The 19,140-nt window shown below is 62.7% G+C and carries 12 protein-coding genes and 4 pseudogenes; 5 read left to right on the top strand and 11 right to left on the bottom strand.

Annotated elements, in window-relative coordinates:
* The first annotated feature begins 197 nt into the window (after positions 1 to 197).
* Both AC1D34_RS17365 and AC1D34_RS17370 read left to right on the top strand, forming a co-directional pair.
* On the top strand, positions 198 to 1,085 hold the full coding sequence (locus AC1D34_RS17365; protein ID WP_476824833.1) for an AraC family transcriptional regulator: 888 nt from the start codon (positions 198 to 200) through the stop codon (positions 1,083 to 1,085).
* Between the two features lie 345 nt (positions 1,086 to 1,430).
* Positions 1,431 to 5,918 carry an autotransporter domain-containing protein gene (locus tag AC1D34_RS17370; RefSeq protein ID WP_476824834.1) on the top strand — a complete coding sequence of 1,496 codons (4,488 nt, stop codon included), beginning with the start codon at positions 1,431 to 1,433 and terminating at the stop codon, positions 5,916 to 5,918.
* Positions 5,919 to 6,610: 692 nt separating this feature from the next.
* Here the strand turns inward: AC1D34_RS17370 and AC1D34_RS17375 are convergent.
* The 8 genes and pseudogenes from AC1D34_RS17375 to AC1D34_RS17410 form a co-directional block, all read right to left on the bottom strand.
* Entirely contained in the window at positions 6,611 to 7,480 is an 870-nt protein-coding gene (locus AC1D34_RS17375) for an alpha/beta hydrolase (RefSeq protein ID WP_476824835.1), read from the bottom strand.
* A 127-nt stretch (positions 7,481 to 7,607) separates the two neighbouring features.
* Positions 7,608 to 7,796 carry a DUF3008 family protein gene (locus tag AC1D34_RS17380; RefSeq protein ID WP_476824836.1) on the bottom strand — a complete coding sequence of 63 codons (189 nt, stop codon included), beginning with the start codon at positions 7,794 to 7,796 and terminating at the stop codon, positions 7,608 to 7,610.
* A gap of 12 nt (positions 7,797 to 7,808) precedes the next feature.
* The gene (locus AC1D34_RS17385) at positions 7,809 to 7,994 is read right to left on the bottom strand and encodes a VOC family protein (RefSeq protein ID WP_476824837.1); all 186 of its coding nucleotides are present in this window, start codon (positions 7,992 to 7,994) and stop codon (positions 7,809 to 7,811) included.
* The gene (locus tag AC1D34_RS17390) at positions 7,991 to 8,311 is read right to left on the bottom strand and encodes a GNAT family N-acetyltransferase (protein WP_476824838.1); all 321 of its coding nucleotides are present in this window, start codon (positions 8,309 to 8,311) and stop codon (positions 7,991 to 7,993) included. The genes AC1D34_RS17385 and AC1D34_RS17390 overlap by 4 nt, the downstream gene beginning before the upstream one ends.
* Positions 8,312 to 8,454: 143 nt before the next feature.
* Positions 8,455 to 8,748 (bottom strand): hypothetical protein, encoded by a 294-nt coding sequence (locus AC1D34_RS17395; RefSeq protein ID WP_476824839.1) that lies wholly within the window; start codon positions 8,746 to 8,748, stop codon positions 8,455 to 8,457.
* 213 nt (positions 8,749 to 8,961) lie between these two features.
* A complete protein-coding gene (locus tag AC1D34_RS17400; RefSeq protein ID WP_476824844.1) occupies positions 8,962 to 11,568 on the bottom strand; it encodes a CheR family methyltransferase in 2,607 nt (868 codons plus the stop codon).
* Positions 11,569 to 11,583: 15 nt separating this feature from the next.
* A pseudogene (locus AC1D34_RS17405) lies at positions 11,584 to 12,080 on the bottom strand (chemotaxis protein CheB); the annotation flags it as partial.
* Between the two features lie 177 nt (positions 12,081 to 12,257).
* Complete coding sequence (locus tag AC1D34_RS17410) at positions 12,258 to 13,769, bottom strand: PAS domain S-box protein (RefSeq protein ID WP_476824840.1); 1,512 nt, start codon at positions 13,767 to 13,769, stop codon at positions 12,258 to 12,260.
* A gap of 265 nt (positions 13,770 to 14,034) precedes the next feature.
* Between AC1D34_RS17410 and AC1D34_RS17415 the strand changes: the two genes are divergently transcribed.
* The 3 genes and pseudogenes from AC1D34_RS17415 to AC1D34_RS17425 all read left to right on the top strand — a co-directional run bounded on the left by AC1D34_RS17415 (position 14,035) and on the right by AC1D34_RS17425 (position 16,444).
* Positions 14,035 to 14,682, top strand: a complete 648-nt coding sequence (locus AC1D34_RS17415) for a hypothetical protein (protein WP_476824841.1) — start codon at positions 14,035 to 14,037, stop codon at positions 14,680 to 14,682.
* A 473-nt stretch (positions 14,683 to 15,155) separates the two neighbouring features.
* Positions 15,156 to 15,571: pseudogene (locus AC1D34_RS17420) on the top strand (IS66 family transposase); the annotation flags it as partial.
* A 93-nt stretch (positions 15,572 to 15,664) separates the two neighbouring features.
* On the top strand, positions 15,665 to 16,444 hold the full coding sequence (locus AC1D34_RS17425) for a metallophosphoesterase (RefSeq protein WP_476824842.1): 780 nt from the start codon (positions 15,665 to 15,667) through the stop codon (positions 16,442 to 16,444).
* Between the two features lie 346 nt (positions 16,445 to 16,790).
* Here the strand turns inward: AC1D34_RS17425 and AC1D34_RS17430 are convergent, their stop codons facing one another.
* The 3 genes and pseudogenes from AC1D34_RS17430 to istA form a co-directional block, all read right to left on the bottom strand.
* A complete protein-coding gene (locus AC1D34_RS17430; protein WP_476824843.1) occupies positions 16,791 to 17,135 on the bottom strand; it encodes a nuclear transport factor 2 family protein in 345 nt (114 codons plus the stop codon).
* Between the two features lie 153 nt (positions 17,136 to 17,288).
* Positions 17,289 to 17,805, bottom strand: a pseudogene (locus tag AC1D34_RS17435) (ATP-binding protein); the annotation flags it as partial.
* A pseudogene (gene istA, locus AC1D34_RS17440) lies at positions 17,802 to 19,061 on the bottom strand (IS21 family transposase). The pseudogenes istA and AC1D34_RS17435, both read right to left, overlap by 4 nt.
* Between the last annotated feature and the right edge of the window lie 79 nt (positions 19,062 to 19,140).

The raw sequence follows: 19,140 nt of genomic DNA on the forward strand, positions 1-19,140 counted from the left end.
GATCAGTTGCCCGTCGCAGTCGATGCGTTCGGGCACATGGCGCATCTTGGTCCCGGAGCTACTCCTTCGCCTGCTTGTCCATGAGCTGTGCCAGCTCCGCTGCCATCGAGGAGGACGAGCGCTGCGTAAGTGTGTTATCTTACAGTTGCATGGTGATTATGCTCACATTTGCGTGCTAGCTAAGGTTACTTGTCGGGATGGGTTCTTTATTGCTTCCTGTGACAGGCTCAAATGGTGTCTATCGCAAGCCGCAGGCTGTAGGCGATCTCGAAGTCATCGATATCCTCGCGCGAATGGAGGCAATCAATTCGTCCGGCGTGGGCCTCGCTGACCTCGCAAGCTCGGTAGGCCTGAGCCCATTCCAACTCAATCGCCGGCTGAAACGTGCGGTTGGCGATACGCTGGGCAACTATCAGCGCCGTCTGCGCCTGGGTCTGGCGGCCGCACTTCTCACGCGCAGCGATCACAGCATTCTCGATATCGCTCTCCAAGCAGGGTATGGGAGTCAGGCAGCCTTCAATCATGCGTTCGCCCGGCAGTATGGTTTGCCTCCGCGCAAAGCGCGGTTGATCGCGAGGTCGAAGACCCCTCAACCCGTGCTCCGCCATCGGGCATTTGCGGATACGACGAAGCCGCATCGGCACCACGCGCTTCCCGTGCTCGCCATGCGGTTTCAAGGAGGCTACGCCCACGTCCCTAGTTATTGGCGGGCCTTCGCCACGATGTTGCGCCGAGCGGGGGTGGATTTGGCCAACAGGCAAGCGGTGGGCATTTTCTATGACGATCCAGGGGTAACTCCGGAACACCTCATCCGCTATGATTGCTGCGTTCTCGATCACGAGCGCTTGTCGGAACGCCTCGCGGGACCCTTTCGGGGCGATGTCGTCCGCAGTGGCGAATATGCCAGCCTCGATGTTGCAGGTCCCTATTCCGCCGTGGCTGACGCAGTGTTCGCGATTTGCACCGTCTGGATGCCCATGCATCGGCGGCGTCTGACGGCCTGCCCTGCCTACGAGTTTCATCGGCAAGCGCCGTGGAACGACGATGGCATCATCGACGCTTCGATCTTCATCGGTTTTGAGTGAACCCGCCGCAATATCGATCAAAACCGTCGCGCGGAACGCTGCTACCAGAATCCCCGAGCAAGGGGGAAATGCGAGCCGTTTGATCTGGTGCCCTCTTCGAGACAGAGGGCGGGCATGCGAGCGACGACGGATCCAAAGGCTGACGCTCGTTTTCAGCTCGGCGCCTCCAGACGTTTCTTGGTGCTCCTCGCCTCCACGGCGCTTAGCTGTCTTGGAGGCTTTCTGGCCAGCGTTTCCGCTTCGGCGCAGAGCGTGACGACGTCCGGGGACGTAAATCCTTCTCCGGCCACATCACCCGTCTGGAATGTCGGCGGGGTCCTGGATGTCGGAAGATTCGGGCCGGGTATGCTGGCTGTCGAAGGAGGCGGTACGGTCATCAGCACATACGGCCAAATCGGTCTCTATGCCGGCGCCACCGGCACGGTGAGCGTGACGGGCGCGGGTTCAAGCTGGACGAGCAACAGCAGCATATATGTCGGCTATTTCGGCTCAGGTACGCTGACTATCGGGGATGGGGGCGTTGTCGGCATCGATACGTCCAGCATCATCGGCGATCAGGCGGGCTCCATCGGGACGGCGACGGTGACCGGGGTCGGCTCGACCTGGGCGAGCGGTAACTACCTCACCGTTGGACATTCCGGCTCCGGCACCCTCACCGTGGCGCAGGGCGGCACGGCCACTAACACGGAGAGCATGATCGGCTTCAATTCCGGCTCCACCGGCAGGGTGACCGTGACGGGCGCCGGCTCGACCTGGACGAACAGCGGCTACATCGCTGTCGGCCAAGACGGCAGCGGCGCGCTGAACATCGAGAGCGGCGGCGCGGTCAGCAATACGTCCGCCTATATCGCCGGCGGCGCGGGCTCCACTTCCGCTGCGACGGTGACGGGCTCCGAGTCAACCTGGACAAGCAGCCGTGATTTCGCTGTCGGTGTCTCCGGCAACGGCACGCTGACCGTCGCGGCCGGCGGCGCGGTGAGCAATTTCCACGGCTATGTCGGCTATAATGCCAATTCCACCGGTACCGCGACGGTGACCGGTTCCGGCTCGACCTGGACCAGTTCCGGCCAGCTCATCGTCGGGTATCACGGCAGCGGCGACCTCACCGTCTCGAACGGCGGGTCGGTCGGCAGTGCGGCGGGCTGGATCGGAGACAGTACGGGCTCCATCGGCACGACGGTGGTGGCAGGTAAGGACTCCACCTGGTCCATTTCCAACAATCTCGCCGTCGGATTGAATGGCAGTGGCAACCTGACCATTTCGGACGGCGGCACGGTCAGCAGTGCGACAGGCTTTATCGGCTTCGGCACACATTCCATCGGTGCCGTGACGCTGACGGGCGCAGGTTCGACTTGGACGAATTCCGGCAACCTCTATGTTGGATTGTCGGGCGTCGGCGCGCTGAATATCGGCGCGGCGGCGGGAGCGAGCGCAGCGGCTGCGGGTATGCTCGACGCCACCACTGTCACGCTTGGTACCGGCACGCTCGTCTTCAATCACACCGACAGCCATTACGGCTTTGCCCCGCAGATCGGCGGTGCAGGCGCAGTCGAGGTCCACTCCGGCACGACTGTGCTGACGGGCGACAGCTCCGGGTTCAGCGGCAGAACGACGGTTTCGGGCGGCACCCTGCTGGTCGGCAATGCGGCCGGCAACGGTGCATTGGGTGGCGCGGTCACTATCTCAGCAGGCGGTACCCTCGGTGGCTCCGGCACGCTCACCGGCGCGGTGACCATCGATGGCAGGCTGTCGGCTGGAAACAGTCCGGGCACGCTGACCTTTGACAGCAATCTGACGCTGGGCGCCGGCGCGACCTCCGTGTTCGAGCTCAATACGCCGGGTGTGGTGGCCGGTACCGGAGCTGGCGGCAATGATCTGGTCGTGGTCAACGGCACGCTGACTCTGGGCGGGACCCTCGATGCGCGGGTTGCGGCGGCAGGCTTTTATCGGCTGTTCGACTACAACACGCTGGCTCCTGGCAGCGCCTTCGCGAGCGAGAGCGTCACCTCCGCCCGCCCAGGCTTCACGGTCGCCGGCCACAAGGTGGAGTACACGATTCCCGGCCAGGTGAATCTGTCGGTGCTCGGCACGGGCCAGACCATGCAGTTCTGGGACGGCGCCAGCACCACATCCAACGGCATGGTCGATGGCGGGACCGGAGTCTGGCGGGGAATCGGCACGAATTGGACGAGTGTCTCAGGCAGCGGCAATGCCGGCTGGGCAAGCTCGGTCGGTGCGTTCGCGGGCACGGCGGGAACCGTCACCGTTGATGGAACCCAGCGCTTCGACACCCTGCAGTTTTCCACTGACGGTTATGTGCTGAGCGGCGGCACCCTTCAGCTGACGCCGGCGGCGGGCAGTGCCGGTACGCTCAATGTCGACCGCGGTGTCTCGACAACGATCGGTTCGGTCATCGCCGACGGCGGCGCCAACACTCTGGCCAAAGTCGGCGGCGGCACGTTGGTGTTGACCGGGACCAACACCTATACCGGCGGCACGACGCTGGCCGGTGGCGTGGTTTCGGTTGGGTCCGACGCCAATCTCGGCGTGGCAACCGGTGGCCTGACCTTCGATGGTGGCGCCCTGCGAGTGACGGGGACCGGCTACACCGCAACCAACAGGACTATCGTGCTCGGAACGGGTGGCGGTGGCTTCGACATTGACGGCGGGGCCAACCGCTTCACAGCCGCCGGCGACATCACCGGCCCTGGCGATCTGCACAAGCAGGGCGGCGGTACGCTGGTGCTCACGGGCAGCAATGCTTATGGCAACACGTTGGTCCGGGCCGGGACCCTTCTAGGCCATGCCGGCTCGATTTCGGGCGCGATCGGCAATGCCGGCACGGTCGTGTTCGACCAGGCCGGCAATGCCAGCTTCGGTGGTGATATCGCTGGCCTGGGCGGAATCGACGGCGCAATGGTCAAGCGCGGCGCCGGCAGCCTCACCCTGACCGGCACCTCCTCGCTCGACTGGGTGATCGAGGCAGGTGGGATCATCTCGGCGGCGGGCCGCTTCCGCGGCGACGCCGCGATCGACGCCGGCGCATCTCTCACCCTCGATCAGGCGGCCGACGGCAGCTATGCCGGCTCGATCTCGGGCCGAGGGGAATTTGTCAAATACGGCACCGGAACGGCTCGCTTGACGGGCGACAGTTCCGGCTTTGCCGGCACGACGACAGTGTCGGGCGGCTTGCTATCGGTCGGCGATGCCTCAGGCGGCCAGCTTGGCGGCGCCATCGCTATTCTGAGCGGCGCAACGCTCAGCGGGCGGGGCACCATCGGCTCGGCCGGATCCCCGGTAACCATCAACGCCGGCGGCAATCATATGCCCGGCGACGGCACCGCTTCCGGCCGACAGGTGGTTGCGGGCGATTATGTCAATCACGGCACCCTGTCCATCGTTGGCGGGCCCTCGGGTACCAACCGCGTCGTGGTCGCCGGGTCCGTCGACATCACCGGTGCCAAGCTCGACCTTTTGCTGTCGCCGAACAATGTCGCGGGCTGGGCGATCACGAATGGGCCCTTCACCATCATCGAACAGCAGGGGGCGGGTGCCGTCACCGGCACCTTCGGCAAGGTCGGCGATCTCAACAGATTGTTGTTCCTCGATCATCGGCTCGATTATGCCGGTGGCAACGGCAATGACGTCACCCTCACATTCCGCCGCAACAATCTCGACTTTGCCAGTGTCGCGCAAACCCGCAATCAGCAGGCTACAGGAGCCGCTGTCGGCACCTTGTCGCCAACCAGTCCCGTCTGGAACGCCGTCGCGGTGATGAGCGAGCCCAGCGAAACGCGCGCCGGGTTCGACCTGCTCTCTGGGGAGGCTCATGCCCAAGGCGTTGCGGTCGCGATCGGTGAGAGCCGCCTAGTGCGCGACGCGGTGCTGGGGCGCCTGCGCGGGCCCCTGCTGCCGCTGCCCGGCGCGCCGGTGGCCGGCGCCTTTACTGATCTTTGGGGCCGCCAGGGCGTGGCCGACATGCCGAATCCGCGCCTGGACGAACGCTTCACCATCTGGGGCGAAGCGGTTGGAGCGCAGGCCAACACCAGCGCCGACGGCAACGCGGCCGGGCTGACGCGCCGCACCGGCGGCGCCATTCTTGGTGCTGATCTCAAGCTCTACGACGGCAGTGCGAGTTCGCTGCGGATCGGCGCCGCGGGCGGCTACACCCGGTCGATCTTCGACGTCGATAGCCGGCTTTCCTCGGGGCGGATCGAGAGCGGTCATGCGTTGCTCTATGCCGGGGCGCGCTTCGGCGCCTGGCGACTCGATGGCGGCCTGGGCTACGCCTTCGGCGAGACCAGCCTGACCCGTCAGGTCCGGATCGGAAGCTTTGGCGATACGCTACGTGCGAAACGCGGCAGCGAGCTATTCCAGGCCTTTGCCGAACTCGGCTATGCCTTCCAGTTCGAGCGGTTCGCATTTGAGCCCTTCGCCCAGCTTGCCTTGCTGGGGGTATCGAGCGACTCGGGTCTCGAGCGAGGCGGGGCGGGGGCGTTGCGCGTCCTCTCCGGCGAGCAGAGGCTTGGCTTTGCGACGCTTGGCCTGCGCGCCGAGGCGCAGCTTGGTGCCATGCCGCTCTTCGCCCGCGGCCTGCTCGGCTGGCGCTACGGCTTCGGCGACCTGACCCCACAAGCAACGGCCGCCTTCGCCGCGGGCAGCACGCGGGCGCGGATCCATGCGGCGGAGATCGACCGCAATGCACTCATCGCCGAGGCCGGGCTCGACTGGCGAGCCAGCGCCTCGACTAACCTCGGCCTGGCCTATTCCACCGCCATCGGTGAGCGCACCCGCGACCACGCGCTCAAGGGGCGCTTCGAAGTCAGATTTTGAAGGGAACGTCTGCGACAGCAAAAGCAAGAGCCGAATGCTCACAGCCGAACTCCGGCTCCGTTGCACAGGCGGTCCTTCGACTTGATCGCGTCTCAATTCTCTACGAACCAACGGCAACGGGCCGCGCCAGTCGCTCTTTCTCGGCAGCCGCCCTCAGCGGATCATCGCTTTGACGCGCGACGACGATGGCCCTGGCCTCTTGCAGCACTAGTTCAAGCTGCACTAGGTCTTCCGGCGACGCAAAGCTGAATGGCATGATTGGCTTCACTCGCTACAACGCTATGATTGCAAGGGGAAAAAGCAAAAATTCCGAGCCCGGCGAACGGGACGGGCTAAACGGCGTGATATATTTCCCAGATCAGAGGGCTATTCCGTTTCCAAGTCAGAGAAGCCGAGCATCGCGATCCCCGTCGCTCAAACCGACCATGATCGAAGTGAGCAGCGACCCACGCGGCGATGCCGTCGTCAAGTTCTAGACATCAGGCGATTCGGATATACTTCTCGTGCTTCCAATGACAGCACTCGCCGAGCTCGGAGCGATGCTCGCTCGCGCCAGCCTGGAGCAGGCGAAACACCAGCCTCGGCAGTAGTTCGCTTCTGGCGGGAGCCGACCGCCTAAGAAGAGGCCAACGCTGTGAGGCGAAGCAGGCAACGACCCCGCGACGACCAAGATTACACGCGTCCTCCGCCCCTTAGGCTTCAGGACCGTCGTTCAGAAAAGCGAGCAAGGCCTCCGCCAGCTCTTCCGGCGCCTCTTCGGCCATGTGATGACCGCTCGCGATGGCGTGCCCGCGCAGGTCGGGAGCCCAGGGGCGCCAGACCTCCAGGACATCGCCGTAAAGCTGTTCGAGATCATCGCGGCTGGACCACAGGCAGAGCAGCGGACAGCGCAACTGGCGGCCGTTCTTGCGATCGTCCTCGTCATGGGCGCGATCGATGCCGAGCCCGGCGCGGTAATCCTCCAGCATCGTGTGAACCGTCTCCGGATCATGGATGGCGCACTGGAAATCGGCGAAATTCTCGGGGCCCATGGCCTCGGCCGTGCCGCCATACCAAGCGGCGGGATCGGCCAGGATCGCACGTTCCGGCTTGMCCGGCTGGGCGTAGAAGAACCAGTGCCACCAGGCGCGCGCAAAGGATTCCCGGCAGCGCTCCAGGGCCTCGAGGATCGGCACGCCATCCAGCACCGCGAGGCGGCTGATGGCCTCGGGATGGTCCATAGCTGCCCTGAACGCGGTGTAGGAGCCGCGATCATGGCCAACGAGGGCAAAGCGATCGAAGCCCAGCCGCCTCATCAGGTTCACGCAGTCGCGGGCCTTGGCGCGCTTCGACGAGCCGGCATGATCGGCCATGTCGGCAGGTTTCGACGAGCGGCCGAAGCCGCGCAGATCGGGACAGACGACCGTATGCGTCCGAGCCAGGATCGGGGCGACGCGGTGCCAGGTCGTATGGGTCCGCGGATGCCCGTGCAGGAGCAGCACAGGCGGCCCCGCCCCGCCATGTCTGACATGCAGCCGCGCGCCCTCGAGGTCGATGTCGTCCCGCTTGAAATCGGCGAACACGTTCTGCTCCCGTTCGCGGGACGCACATCCCCGCCGGCATGACCTCGGCGGTAACGAACCCTCGCCCCGATCTCCGCGCCGCCGCAGCGCCTCGCATCATGCCGCGGCTCGCGAGACGCAGCAGCGCTCAGTGCTTGGTCTTGTGCTCGGGTTTTCCCTTGCGCTTGGTCGAGGCCATCTTCTCGAGTTCGGTCTCGCTCATCGATGTCTCCATCGATTTCGAGGCCCCCTTGAGTTCGCTCTTCTTTATGTCACCACGCTTGGCCGCGAGCGCGGCACCGGCGGCTTTCTGTTGGGCGGCAGATTTGGCAGGCATAGCATCCTCCTTTCACCGGGATGAACGGGTGACGGCCTCGATCTTGTTGCCGTCGGGGTCGAAGACGAAGCCGCCGTAGTAATGGGCGTCGTATTCACGGCACGCTCGCTGCTGCTCAGCAAGCTCTGCCAGAACGGCGTCATAGAAGGCGCGGGCCCGGGCGATGTCATTCGTTCCAACCGAGATGTGATCGATCATCGTGCTGCCTCCGCACGGCCGGCGAGCACGTGCTGGGAGTCGGGGTGGAGGCTGGCCCAGTTTGCCAGGAAAGAGCAGGCCGGCACGATCTTCTCGCCCCGGCCGCGGGCAAACTCGAACACGCCGCGCGCGAGTTGCGAGCCGAGGCCGCGACCGCGCAGAGCCGGCGGAACCTCGGTATGCGAGACCACGAGATAGCCGTCGATGCGCCGGTAGGTCGCGAAAGCCTGGCCGCCGGGAACATCCATGACCAGGCGATTATTTCCGGGCTCGTCGCGGATTGGTGGCGGGGTCTGGCTCATCGGGTCGCTCGGCATGGTTTCTCCATCCGCATGGACACTATTCGCGATGAACCCTGCTCGCCGCGTGGAGTTCCATGCCCGCCGCGCGGATTGTGTCGGGACGGAAGCCGGGCGGCTGGCCGATACGGCCCGCCTGGCGTGGACCAGACGCCGCCGGCTCAGCTCTTGCCTTCGACCCAGCGCCCGATCATCTGGTACTGCACCTTCGCCTGCTGGTACTCGCGGCAGAAGTTGAGCAGGTCGCGCAAGGGACTGGAAAGGCACTCCAGGCCCGAGATGAAGGGGACGACGGTGCCGATCGTCGTCTGCCCCTGGATCACCATCCAGCCACCGACGATGAGAACCATCAGCGGACCGATGGCATTCGCGACATTCAGCAAGGTCTTCAGCCCGTCTTTGAGGAAATAGAACCGGATCCGGTTGGGGAAGAGCGCATTTGAGGGCCGCTCCACTTGACGTTGAGAAACTAACGAAAGCAGACGCTCATTAGTGTCTATGCCTGCCAAAACGGGCTCTAAACCGAAACGAACTGAGCGCTAGAAAAGAATGGGGCAACGTCAAACGTCACCAGCAAAGAAGCTCCGCCAGCATGTTGGCGGAGCCATTCAGAACTGTGTCGCCAGATGCGCTCGGCTGAACGATCGCGGTCGCCGCTCCGACCGCGCCTAGGCAGCAGCGGCCGATTCCAACGCGATGGGAAACGTCAAATGGACGTCCAGCCCATGTTTGGAGAATTCGATCACTGTCTTGCCGTTCAGGTTATAGGCCCCTTCACGTTCGACAATCTTGAGACCGAAGCCATAGCGTTCGGGCGGTATGATCTCAGCTTCCGTGCGCTCACTCCAGGTCACGCTGACCTGCCGGGAATGCTCCTCGCCTTCCAGACGCCAGGCGATCGACAGCTTGCCCGAGTCGGACGACAGCGCGCCGTAGCGCACCGAATTCGCGGTGAGCTCGTGCAAGACCATACCCATCGACAGGACCTGGTTTGGAAACAGGCGAACGTCCGGTCCCTCGGCCCTGATGCGTCCATTGTCATAGGGTTGAATTTCTCCATGGACGAGCGAACCAACATTCGCGCCGCTCCAGTTCTCGCGTGACAGCGCCTCAAACGCACGAGACATCGCAAGCAGTCGATTGACGAAGGTTTCGCTGGCAAGCTTGGGAGAGCCGTCCGATTTCTCCATCTGCCTGGCGATGCCGATGACGACAGCGAGCATGTTCCTGACGCGGTGGTTGAGTTCGAGGTTTAGCAGACGCTTCTGTGCTTCCGCGAGCGTCAGGCTGGTGATGTCGACAAAGGACATCACCACACCATCGACCTTCTTCTGCTGTGTGAAATACGGTGCGATCTTGATCAGAAAATGTTGGCGGCCTTCGTCATGGACGATCTGGCGTTCGATGAGCTGTCCTTCGGACAGGACTTGATCGACGTCTTCCTTCAAGGCGGGCAGATCGATGCGGCTCGACAAATCGCTCAGAGGCCGCCCGTGATCGCTGGGCCGAACATTGAATATCTGCGATGCCGCCGGCGTGAAGGACCGGATCACGAGATCCTTGTCGAGAAAGATCGTCGCGACACGCGTGCTCTCAAAGAGATTGTTGAGATCGGCATTCAAGAGATCGAGGGCGTCTACCTTGCCGGCAAGCTCCGCGTTGACGGTGTGCAGTTCCTCGTTGAGAGACTGCAGTTCCTCCTTTGAAGCCTCGAGTTCCTCATTGGAGGACTGAAGTTCCTCATTCACGGAAACGAGTTCCTCGTTGGAGGATTTGAGCTCCTCCAACGCGGTTTCGTACTCCTCGACCATCGATTGCAGCCGATCGCGCGTGTCCTGCAGCTCCCGCTCGAGCTGGACCGCGACGGGATCCACCGATCGCGATGCGCTGGCGGATTCGGAGGAAACCTCACCGCTCTCGGAGAAGATGACGAGGTAGAAGGCGCCATCGTTGCGGAGGCTGAAGGGTTCGATCGTCAATGTGATGTTCTGGACGCGATCGCCGTCGCCTTCCACCGGCACATGATGGCGGGTCGCGMCCCGCCCCGTTTCGATCGTTTCGCGAAATGCCGCCCGCAGATCCAGGCGCAGGCCTTTACGAGCCATTGTCAGCAGTTGCCGGCTGGGCACACCGACGGAAGCCTCGAGAAAGCGACCTGTGCGGGCCGAGAAATGAATGATGTCGCCGTCGGAATTGACGATGACATGGGGCGGAGCGAACCGCTCAAGCACCCTCGTTTCAGCGACATCCCGCAACTCCGCTACAGTATTCGCGCTCCGACGCAGGTTGATCCCTTTTTCGTGCGTCGATGTCGTTTGTGATCCGGTAATGACTGCCGGAAGCTTTACCATCGACTTGGCCTCGAACCGACTGCGGAAAATACGATGCTTTTTGTCCACAGCGGTGAACAGTTCCGCGAACTGGCTGACATTTTCGGACGATCCGAGAAACAGATATCCCGACGGTCGTAGGGCATAATGAAAGGTGGGCAGCACATGCGCCTGCGCATCCTGGCCAAGATAAATCAGGAGATTTCTGCAGGACACGAGATCAATCCTGGAGAAGGGCGGATCCCGAAGCACGCTGTGCGGCGAGAAGTTGCAGATTTCCCTGACGTCCTTTGTCAGCACATAGCTACCGCCTTCGAGCCGGAAGAATTGTCGCAAGCGCTCGGGACTGACGCCGGCGAGCACCGCCGGAGGATAGCGCCCCGCTCGCGCAACATTCAGTGCATGGACGTCGATGTCGGTCGCAAAGATCTGGACAGAGGGAGGCACCTGCAGCGACATGGCGTGTTCACGCATCAAGATAGCGAGCGTATAGACCTCTTCCCCCGTCGCGCATCCCGGGACCCAAACGCGCACCGTGTCGGCGACACCGCGAGATTCGAAGAGCTTCGGGATGATGTTTTTCGCCAGTGCGGCGAAGGCCGAGGGGTCGCGGAAGAATGCCGTTACGTTGATCAAAAGGTCGTGGAAGAGAGTCCGGACCTCTTCGGCGTTCTCCGACAGCAGAGCAATGTAGTCATGCAGGCTTCTGATGCGGGCAATCTGCATACGTCGATGCAAGCGGCGCAAAAAGGAATTCTGCTTATAGCCCGCGAAATCATGACCAGCCTTGGCTCGCAGGATCTCGTGGATCGTCTCGATATCCTCAGCGCGCGGGCGAAATTCGTCGCTCGTTTCGCCTGGCGTCAGGTTGGCCTGACGTATTGAACGCGTGTAGTCGAGTAGTCGTCCCGCCATCTCCTCGACGGGAACTGCGAAATCCACCATCCCCGTAGCCCTCGCGGATTCGGGCATGCCGGAATGGCGCGGACCGGTGCCGCCAACCGTCTGCGCAAGCGTAAGACCCGACAAGGCCTTGATCGCCTTGACGCCGAGAGCGCCATCGCCATCGCCGCCGACAGAATAATTCCGACCGAATGTTCTTTCCGGTCATGCGCCAACGCGGTCAGGAACACGTCGATCGGTTTGGGCTCACGCTGTCCCTTTGGCAAGACTCGCACGCGGATCTTGCCCGCACTGATCGATAAGACCGTTCCAGGCATCATGACATGGACGGTGTTGGGCTTCGCCAGCGCATCCCGCTTGACGGGTATCACGCGCATCGTCGTGAAACGCCCAAGAATCTCGTGGAGATAGCTTTCCCGATCGGGACTTAGATGCGTGACGACGACATAACTCATGCCTGTATCAGGCGGCAGGGCCTCAAAGAATGTCTTTAAAGCCTCGATACCACCTGCAGATGCACCAATACCCACGATCGGAAAGGGCGCCAGCGGCATATTCAAGATCGTTCACCCGGCTCGCGGCCCAAGGCTCCGCATGATTTTGATAACGCAGGCCCTTATAAAAAGCTCCGGCCACGTGAGCGAAAAATCCCGCGGCTCACCGAGTCGATCGCGCAGCGACGATCCATGGAATTGAGCAGCGAATAGCGGATACGTGGGGATTCCTAAGAGTTACTCTCCGAGTCTGTCACGCTCGATGACAAGTTCGATGACCACGCCCGACGGGTCCCAGGTTCTGCTGATCCGACCCAGCTGACTTGCCGTCGCCTTGACCAGCCGGCTGCCGAAGCCTTCGCTTGCAGTTTTGGTCGGGGGCGGTCCGCCGCGCTCGCGCCAAACAATCAGGAACTCCGACAACCGATCGGAACATGTGATCTCGACGATGCCCTCCTCGGTGGAGAGGCTGCCATACTTGGCAGCGTTGGTCGCAAACTCATGGAGCAGCAGCGAGAGCGATGTCACCAGGGCGGAGGGTATTTGAATGTCGGCCCCGCGAACCTCGCTGCGCGGCCGCTCACCGGCCTTGTAGGGAGCAAGTATTGCCCCAATCAGAGCGTGCAGCGTGGCGGCCGCGGGTTCGCCGCCCGCGGCGATGGCGGACATCGTCAGGGCGTGCGCGCGCGACAGAGTGGCGAGTCGCTCGGAAACCGTTGCCGCGAGCTCAAGCGGGCTGGAGGCCGAGCGCGCACTGAGATTGACGATACCGCTGGTGAGCGCAAACACGTTTTTGATGCGATGGTTCATCTCGCGCAGCAGCATGTTTTGCTGCTCCTGCGCGCGCTGCCAATCCGAAACGTCGCGGGCGATCTTCGACGCCCCGACGATCGCACCCCTGGCGTCCTTGATCGGCGAAATGGTCAGCGAGATCGCGACAAGCGTCCCATCCTTGCGCCGACGGATCGTTTCAAAGCGCTCGATGCGCTCTCCTGCGCGAACGCGTGCCAGTATTCCTGGCTCCTCTTCCTGCCGATCTTCCGGAATGAGCAGCATGACCGACTGGCCCAGCACCTCCTCGCGTCGATACCCGAAAAGCCGCTCGGCGCCGGGGTTCCAGTCCGTGATATATCCGTCCAGATCCTTGGCTATGATGGCGTCATCGGAGGATTCGACGAGCGCCGTCAGCCGGCGGGCAGCGGCATCGCTGGCATGGCGCTCGATGGCAAAGCCGAGCTGGCGGGCGACGAGCAGGGCGAGATCGCGCTCATGATCGGTGAACACCCGGGGCGTGTCGTAATAGACCATGAACTTCCCGGCCAGCTCATCGGCTCCGGCGAGCGGGATGAAGGCCAGAGCCTGGATGCCTTCGCCGATGATCCTCTCGATGAGCTGCTGTGGCTCGTCGGAATGGGCGATGTCCGAAACGAAGATCGGATCGGCCTCTCGATCCTTGCGCTTCCAGGGCGAGTGACCATCGACAGCTGCGCGGTACGTATCCGAAAGTCCGCGCCAGGCGACGAAACGCATTGTCCCGCCATTGTCAAAGCGAAGGATGGAAGCCCGGGAGCACATAAGGGCCTCACAGATGGCGTCGAGGGCTGCCTCATAGATATCGGCGAGGGTGCGGGCTCGAAACAACCGATCGGTGAAGTGGAAGAGTGTTGTCTGTTCCAGCACCTGGCGGGCAAGATCGTTCGCAGCCACTGTGCTCGAGCTGCGGACCGCGGGCTTCGCGTGGCCGTCCATGCTTCGCTCCATCAACCCTCGCGGGCTTTGCCAGGCCTTATCGAAACGCACGTCTCGCCGGGCGAATGGATAATTCGAGCATCGAATTTGGCTCGTCGCAATGTCAATTGCTAACGGGTCCGAACAGTATTGAGGCGCGCGCGTGCGGAGTCGGAGCGGGCCTCAACCTTCCGAACAGCAGGTCAACTCATTGTATCATCAGGCCGACGTTTTCGGGCATTCATTTTGAAGGACAGCGCTCAAAAGGGCCGGATAATCGAAGCGGTTGAAGTTTCTACCCAAAGTCGGGCAGTCGAACCCTGCGCAAGTGGAGGGGAACAAGCGCGCGCAGAGTGGGTTCGTCAGGGGTACAATCCAGCAAAGGAGGGCCTTCATGGCAGGCACCCTCATCCGGTCGTACGAGAGCTACGAGCAGGCGGCGTTTGTCGTCAGGGAACTTGAGGCTGCAGGGATTTCGGCAGTCCAGATCAGCATTGTCGGTCGGCATGATGCTATCGGCAAGGCTGCGGAAGCTGGCGGCCTGGTCGGTAGCGGGGCGGGGCTCCTCGGAGCCCTCATCGCCTTGCCTATCCCCGGGGTCGGCCCGGTGCTTGCGGCCGGCTGGTTGATAGCGGGCACGGCTCTGGGTGCCGCTGGCGGTGTGGCGGCGGGAACCCTGATAGGGGCGCTGACGGGGGCGGGCCTCAACGACAGCGATGCCAACACGGTCGCCGAGATGGTCAGGCGTGGCGGCGCACTTGTTGCCGTCCGCAATGTGGATGGTGTCGGAGCTATCGCCGAAGCTATCATGAGGAGCGGCCGGCCGATCGATCGGGAGGACAGGCGAGCCCTCTACGAACGCGAAGGCTGGATCCGATTCGACGAGAACAGGGGCCGTGGTGCGTCCGCGGACTTGTCCGGTGTCGTCTCCTGAGTGATTGAGTGGAGTTTCTTTGAGCCGATCGCTCAGAAAACTCCGCCCAGGAGCAAAAGCACCGCGCCGAGCCCCATGAGCGCCAAACCCGGCCAGTTCCGTGACAAGGCAAAGACCGAGATGCCGGGCCCTGGAGGTTCCAGGGACTGATGCGTGTCATCCGCAGGCGACCGATCGGCCCGGCTCATTGGCCCTTTCCAGACGGCCTTGCCGACCAGAACCAGACTACCAGCAAAAAACGACAAAGCTCCCAGCCAGACCATAAGCATCGTGAGTGCTCCTGCGGCCTCTGGCGCGAACGCTTGCCTTGCACACTTGTTCCGATTGAGCAGGCCGTAACGGGCTGGCTGCCTGTCAGAATCATTCTCAGCGGACGTGCTGTTGCGAGCGGATCACGCCCCCAATTCTTTGCCGTGCCCCCCGCAACGTCAAGCGATCGGCCAGCACTTTATAGTCACCATAGCCGTAGCGGCGAGATTTGCCTGGCCCTGTGCTGGTCGCATGTGCGGCGACGTTTCTATGAGGTCGCTCAGTCCGGGCCCGCAAAGACGAAACTCGCCGAGGCGATTCGCTACGCACTCTCGCGTTCGCAGGGCTTGAGCCTCTTCCTCAATGACGGCCGCATCGAGATCGACTCCAACACCATCGAGCGCTCAATCAGGCCGCTCGCCCCAGAAAGAACGCGCTCTTCGCCGGCTCCGACGGTGGTGCAGAGCATTGGGCCGTCATCGCCTCGCTCATCGAAACCGCAAAGCTCAACGGCGTCGAGCCGCACGCCTATCTCACCGACGTCATCGCCAGAATCGTCAGCGGCCATCCCAACAGCCGCATCGATGAACTGCTGCCCTGGGCCTATCCGGCACAGCCCGCTCTCAGGGACGTCGCCTGACGGCGACGCTCTTACAACTCGACGACCCGCATTGCTCGCTGACAATCGCAGCGGCTGCCCCCTACATTCCTGGAATAGTGTACGCTGGTGCGTATGCTTCTCACCTACGCCATAGGCGACGTCCACGGCCGCTCTGACCTCCTTCAAACCGTCATCACATTCTGCGAGGAGGATGCGGCTCGCAGGGGCGGCACGCCGCGCATCATCTTCCTTGGCGATATTGTCGACCGTGGCCGAGATGCTAAGGGGTGTCTCGAGATTGTGGGTCGTGCCCTGGCCGACCATCCTGCCTCAATTTTTCTGCGTGGCAATCACGACGACTGGTTCCTCCGATTTTTGGAGAATGACCGGCGCCGGCTCCGCGCTTGGTTCCATGACGGCGGCAGGGAAACCATAGACTCCTACTGCGACCTCGACATCGACGATGCACAGCGCTTCATCCTTAGTCGGCATCCCGGCCATCTCGACCTAATTCGCCGATCCACTTTCATGGTTGAGGACGGCCCTCTTCTATTTGTGCATGCCGGCGTTAGGCCCAGCGTCGCCTTAGGGAGTCAATCGCCTGATGATTYGATGGGGATCCGTCAGCCATTTCTCGATCATCACGGCAAGCTGCCTCGGGTCATCGTCCACGGCCACTCGGTTATGGCCCCTCCTCGACCGGTGGTCACCGAGAATAGGATATCTTTGGACACGGGCGCCTGCTGGACGGGTCGGTTGTCGGTACTCGTAATCGATCAGGCGAAACAAGAGCTATCGTTCTTCCAGACCGATGGTGACAGCGGATCGATCGTCAAAATCGATCCTGTGAATGACGACCGTGGGGATGGCACGCTGCTGGCTGATCTGTCCTGGCTAGCGCCCCAGCAGTAACTCGAAGCCGCGGCAACGCCTGCGATCAGCCCGAGAAGGGATGCTTGGACTGCGCCGCGGCTGGGGGCGTGTTAGTCGCACCGTCCGCTCCAAAGTGGTGCAGTTCCGGTGCGGACCACCGCCGGCACGCCTTGCGGAGCTCGCGCCGCCAGGTGAACAACTGCTGCGGAGGCCATGACCTCGGCCGACCTGTCCCGCCGGCGCCCTGCGTCCGTGAAGGCTTCAAACCGCCGAACCGGCTCGTCGATGTCGACGCTCGATTTAAGCGGAAGCTCTGAAATCGTCATATGTCCAAGCCCCCAGGCTCGGATCCTATCTGTCGCGGCCGATAGAAAGCGCCTTCAAGTCAATTGGGGGATGTCTGTTGATGCTGGACTAGGCGCCAATGACCGTCGTGAGCCCAATAGGTCGAAGTGCAAAAGCATCGGTATACTTCGGAGTCCTTCCGGCGAGCCGATGCCGTATAACCGAGGATAACCAGTGCAGAGTCAGTCCGACGGGTGTGTCGGTCAGACATCTCGACCGATAACCAACGGGGTGCTCCCCTCAAGCTTTTAACAATTTCGTCAGCGCCTATGACGCCGATGCGGGGAAATGCCATTAGACATTCCTGGGCCATCAGGCCCTCGTATGTCTCCAGGCCTTCAAGCCAAAAGCGCTTCTCGAGATCCCAAATCTCGTCATTAGTCATTTCAGGCTCCGTACTTGAAACAATGTCGTGATCGAATTTTCTAACCAAATCGAGGATCCCATCGTTCCATCATCCAGAAGAACACTCCGCTGAAAAGCCGACGTGCATCAGCCCGGTTCGACCACGCCTTTTAGAAAACCATCCAGCTCCTGCCAGACCGCGTCGGGTTGCTCCTCGCAAGCGTTCCCGAAGGCGGCCTTCTCGTTCGGCCTGGGCGAGCCCGGCAATGAGTTCGGCGAGCGTGCAGAAGTAGACACTCCGTCCGGCTTTGACGGCCTCGACGCCGAGAGCGATGGCCAGGTGGCTTTTGCCGGTTCCAGGCGGCCCGAGAAAGTGGACGACCTCGCCGCGGGCGATGAAGCCGAGTTGGGCGAGCGCCAGGATGCGATCACGGTCAAGCGAGGGCTGGAAGGAGAAGTCGAAGCCGGCGAGGGTCTTGATGGTAGCGAGGCGTCCCATGCGCAGCGCAGTCTTGATCCGGCTGTTTTCGCGAAGGGTCAGCTCTTCCGAGAGGAGGATGTCGATGGCCTCGAGGGCGGCAATCTCGCCTTGCTCAAGCCGACGCACGACATGATCGAGCGCCTCGAGGGCCCGCGGCATCTTCAAGCCGACGAGGTCGTGCCGGATCCGATCGATCGTCGAGGGGTGTGATGTCCAGGGAGGTTGTCATGGGCGCCGCTCCTGGGCCAATGCGCGGCCGACGGCGTCGTAGAAGGCGAGCGGGCGCTGGGCCACCTTGTCGCCGGCGCTGCGGAGGGTGACGCCGTTATCGTGATGGGCGTGACGACGCTGTCGGTCGTGGATCTTGCGATGGGGGCTCGACGCGCCGCTGATGCGTGCCTTCGAGAACGGGATGGGCGGCGATCAAAAGACCATCGTCAAAGATGCGGACCTCTTCGGCCAGCGTGTGCACCTCGACGGTCCGGCGTTTGGTCGCGTCGGGAACGGAATAGAAGTTGCCGCCGACGCTGACCATCCCCTCACGACTGATGCGCCGTTCAAGCTTCAGGACCGAACGGAATGGTGCCAGGGGCAACGGCCGCAGCGATGCCTGTTCCTCGGCAAAAGCCTCGCTGACGCTACGCCGCGTGGTGGCATGCGTTCTGGGGTTGGCGACGGTGTCGAGCCAATGGCGGAGCTGCCCGTTCAGATCGTCGAGACTGCGGAAGGATTGGGCAAGGAAGAAGTCCTCGCGGATGAAGCGGAATGGCCGCTCAACCTTGCCCTTGGTCTTGGCGCGGTAGGGTTTGCAGGCCTTGGGATGAAAGCCATAATGCCGCGCGAGGTCGACGAGGGCGCGATTGTAGATGATGCCGCCGGTCTCGGCCTCGCCGATCACGGCGGTCTTCATCCGATCGTAGAGCACTTCATTGGGAGAGCCGCCCAAGGCCTCGAAGGCGGCGACGTGGCAGCGCAGCACCGTCGGCAGGTCCTGATGGACGACGAAGCGTGCCCAGATCAATCGACTGAATCTGAGCACCATGGAGAACAGCCAGACGATCCTCGGCGTCGTCGGCTCGTCGGTGAAGACGACCTGGAACTGGGCGAAATCGACCTGAGCCTGTTCGCCGGGCGGCGTCTCGAAGCGCACCTCGAAACCCTGATCGGCAGCGGCGGGCGAATGTCACGAAGGAAGTCTGTGACGGCCGTGTAGCCGCCGGAGTAGCCGCGATCCTTCAGTTCCCGGAATAGACGGCTCCCCGTCAGGCCAGGATAGCGAGCGATGCGCTCGCGAAGATAGGATGTGAAGGGATCGAGTACCGCCTGCCGCGGCTTGCGAGGCCCGTATGCTGGCGGCTCCAGTCCTCGCGCGATGTATTTGCGCACCGTCTTGCGGTCGGCACCTGTCGCCTTGGCGATCGCCGACACCGACGGGCCCTGCCGATGAAGATCCAGGATCATAATCATCTCCCCGAGCTTGATCACCGAAATCCCTCTCCCGACCGTCGGGAGAAGCATCGGTGATAACGCTGCCGCCGGTCTCCCGGGGCGCGCCCCGGGAGAC

It is taken from the genome of Allobosea sp. P1_A7 (assembly GCF_056406775.1).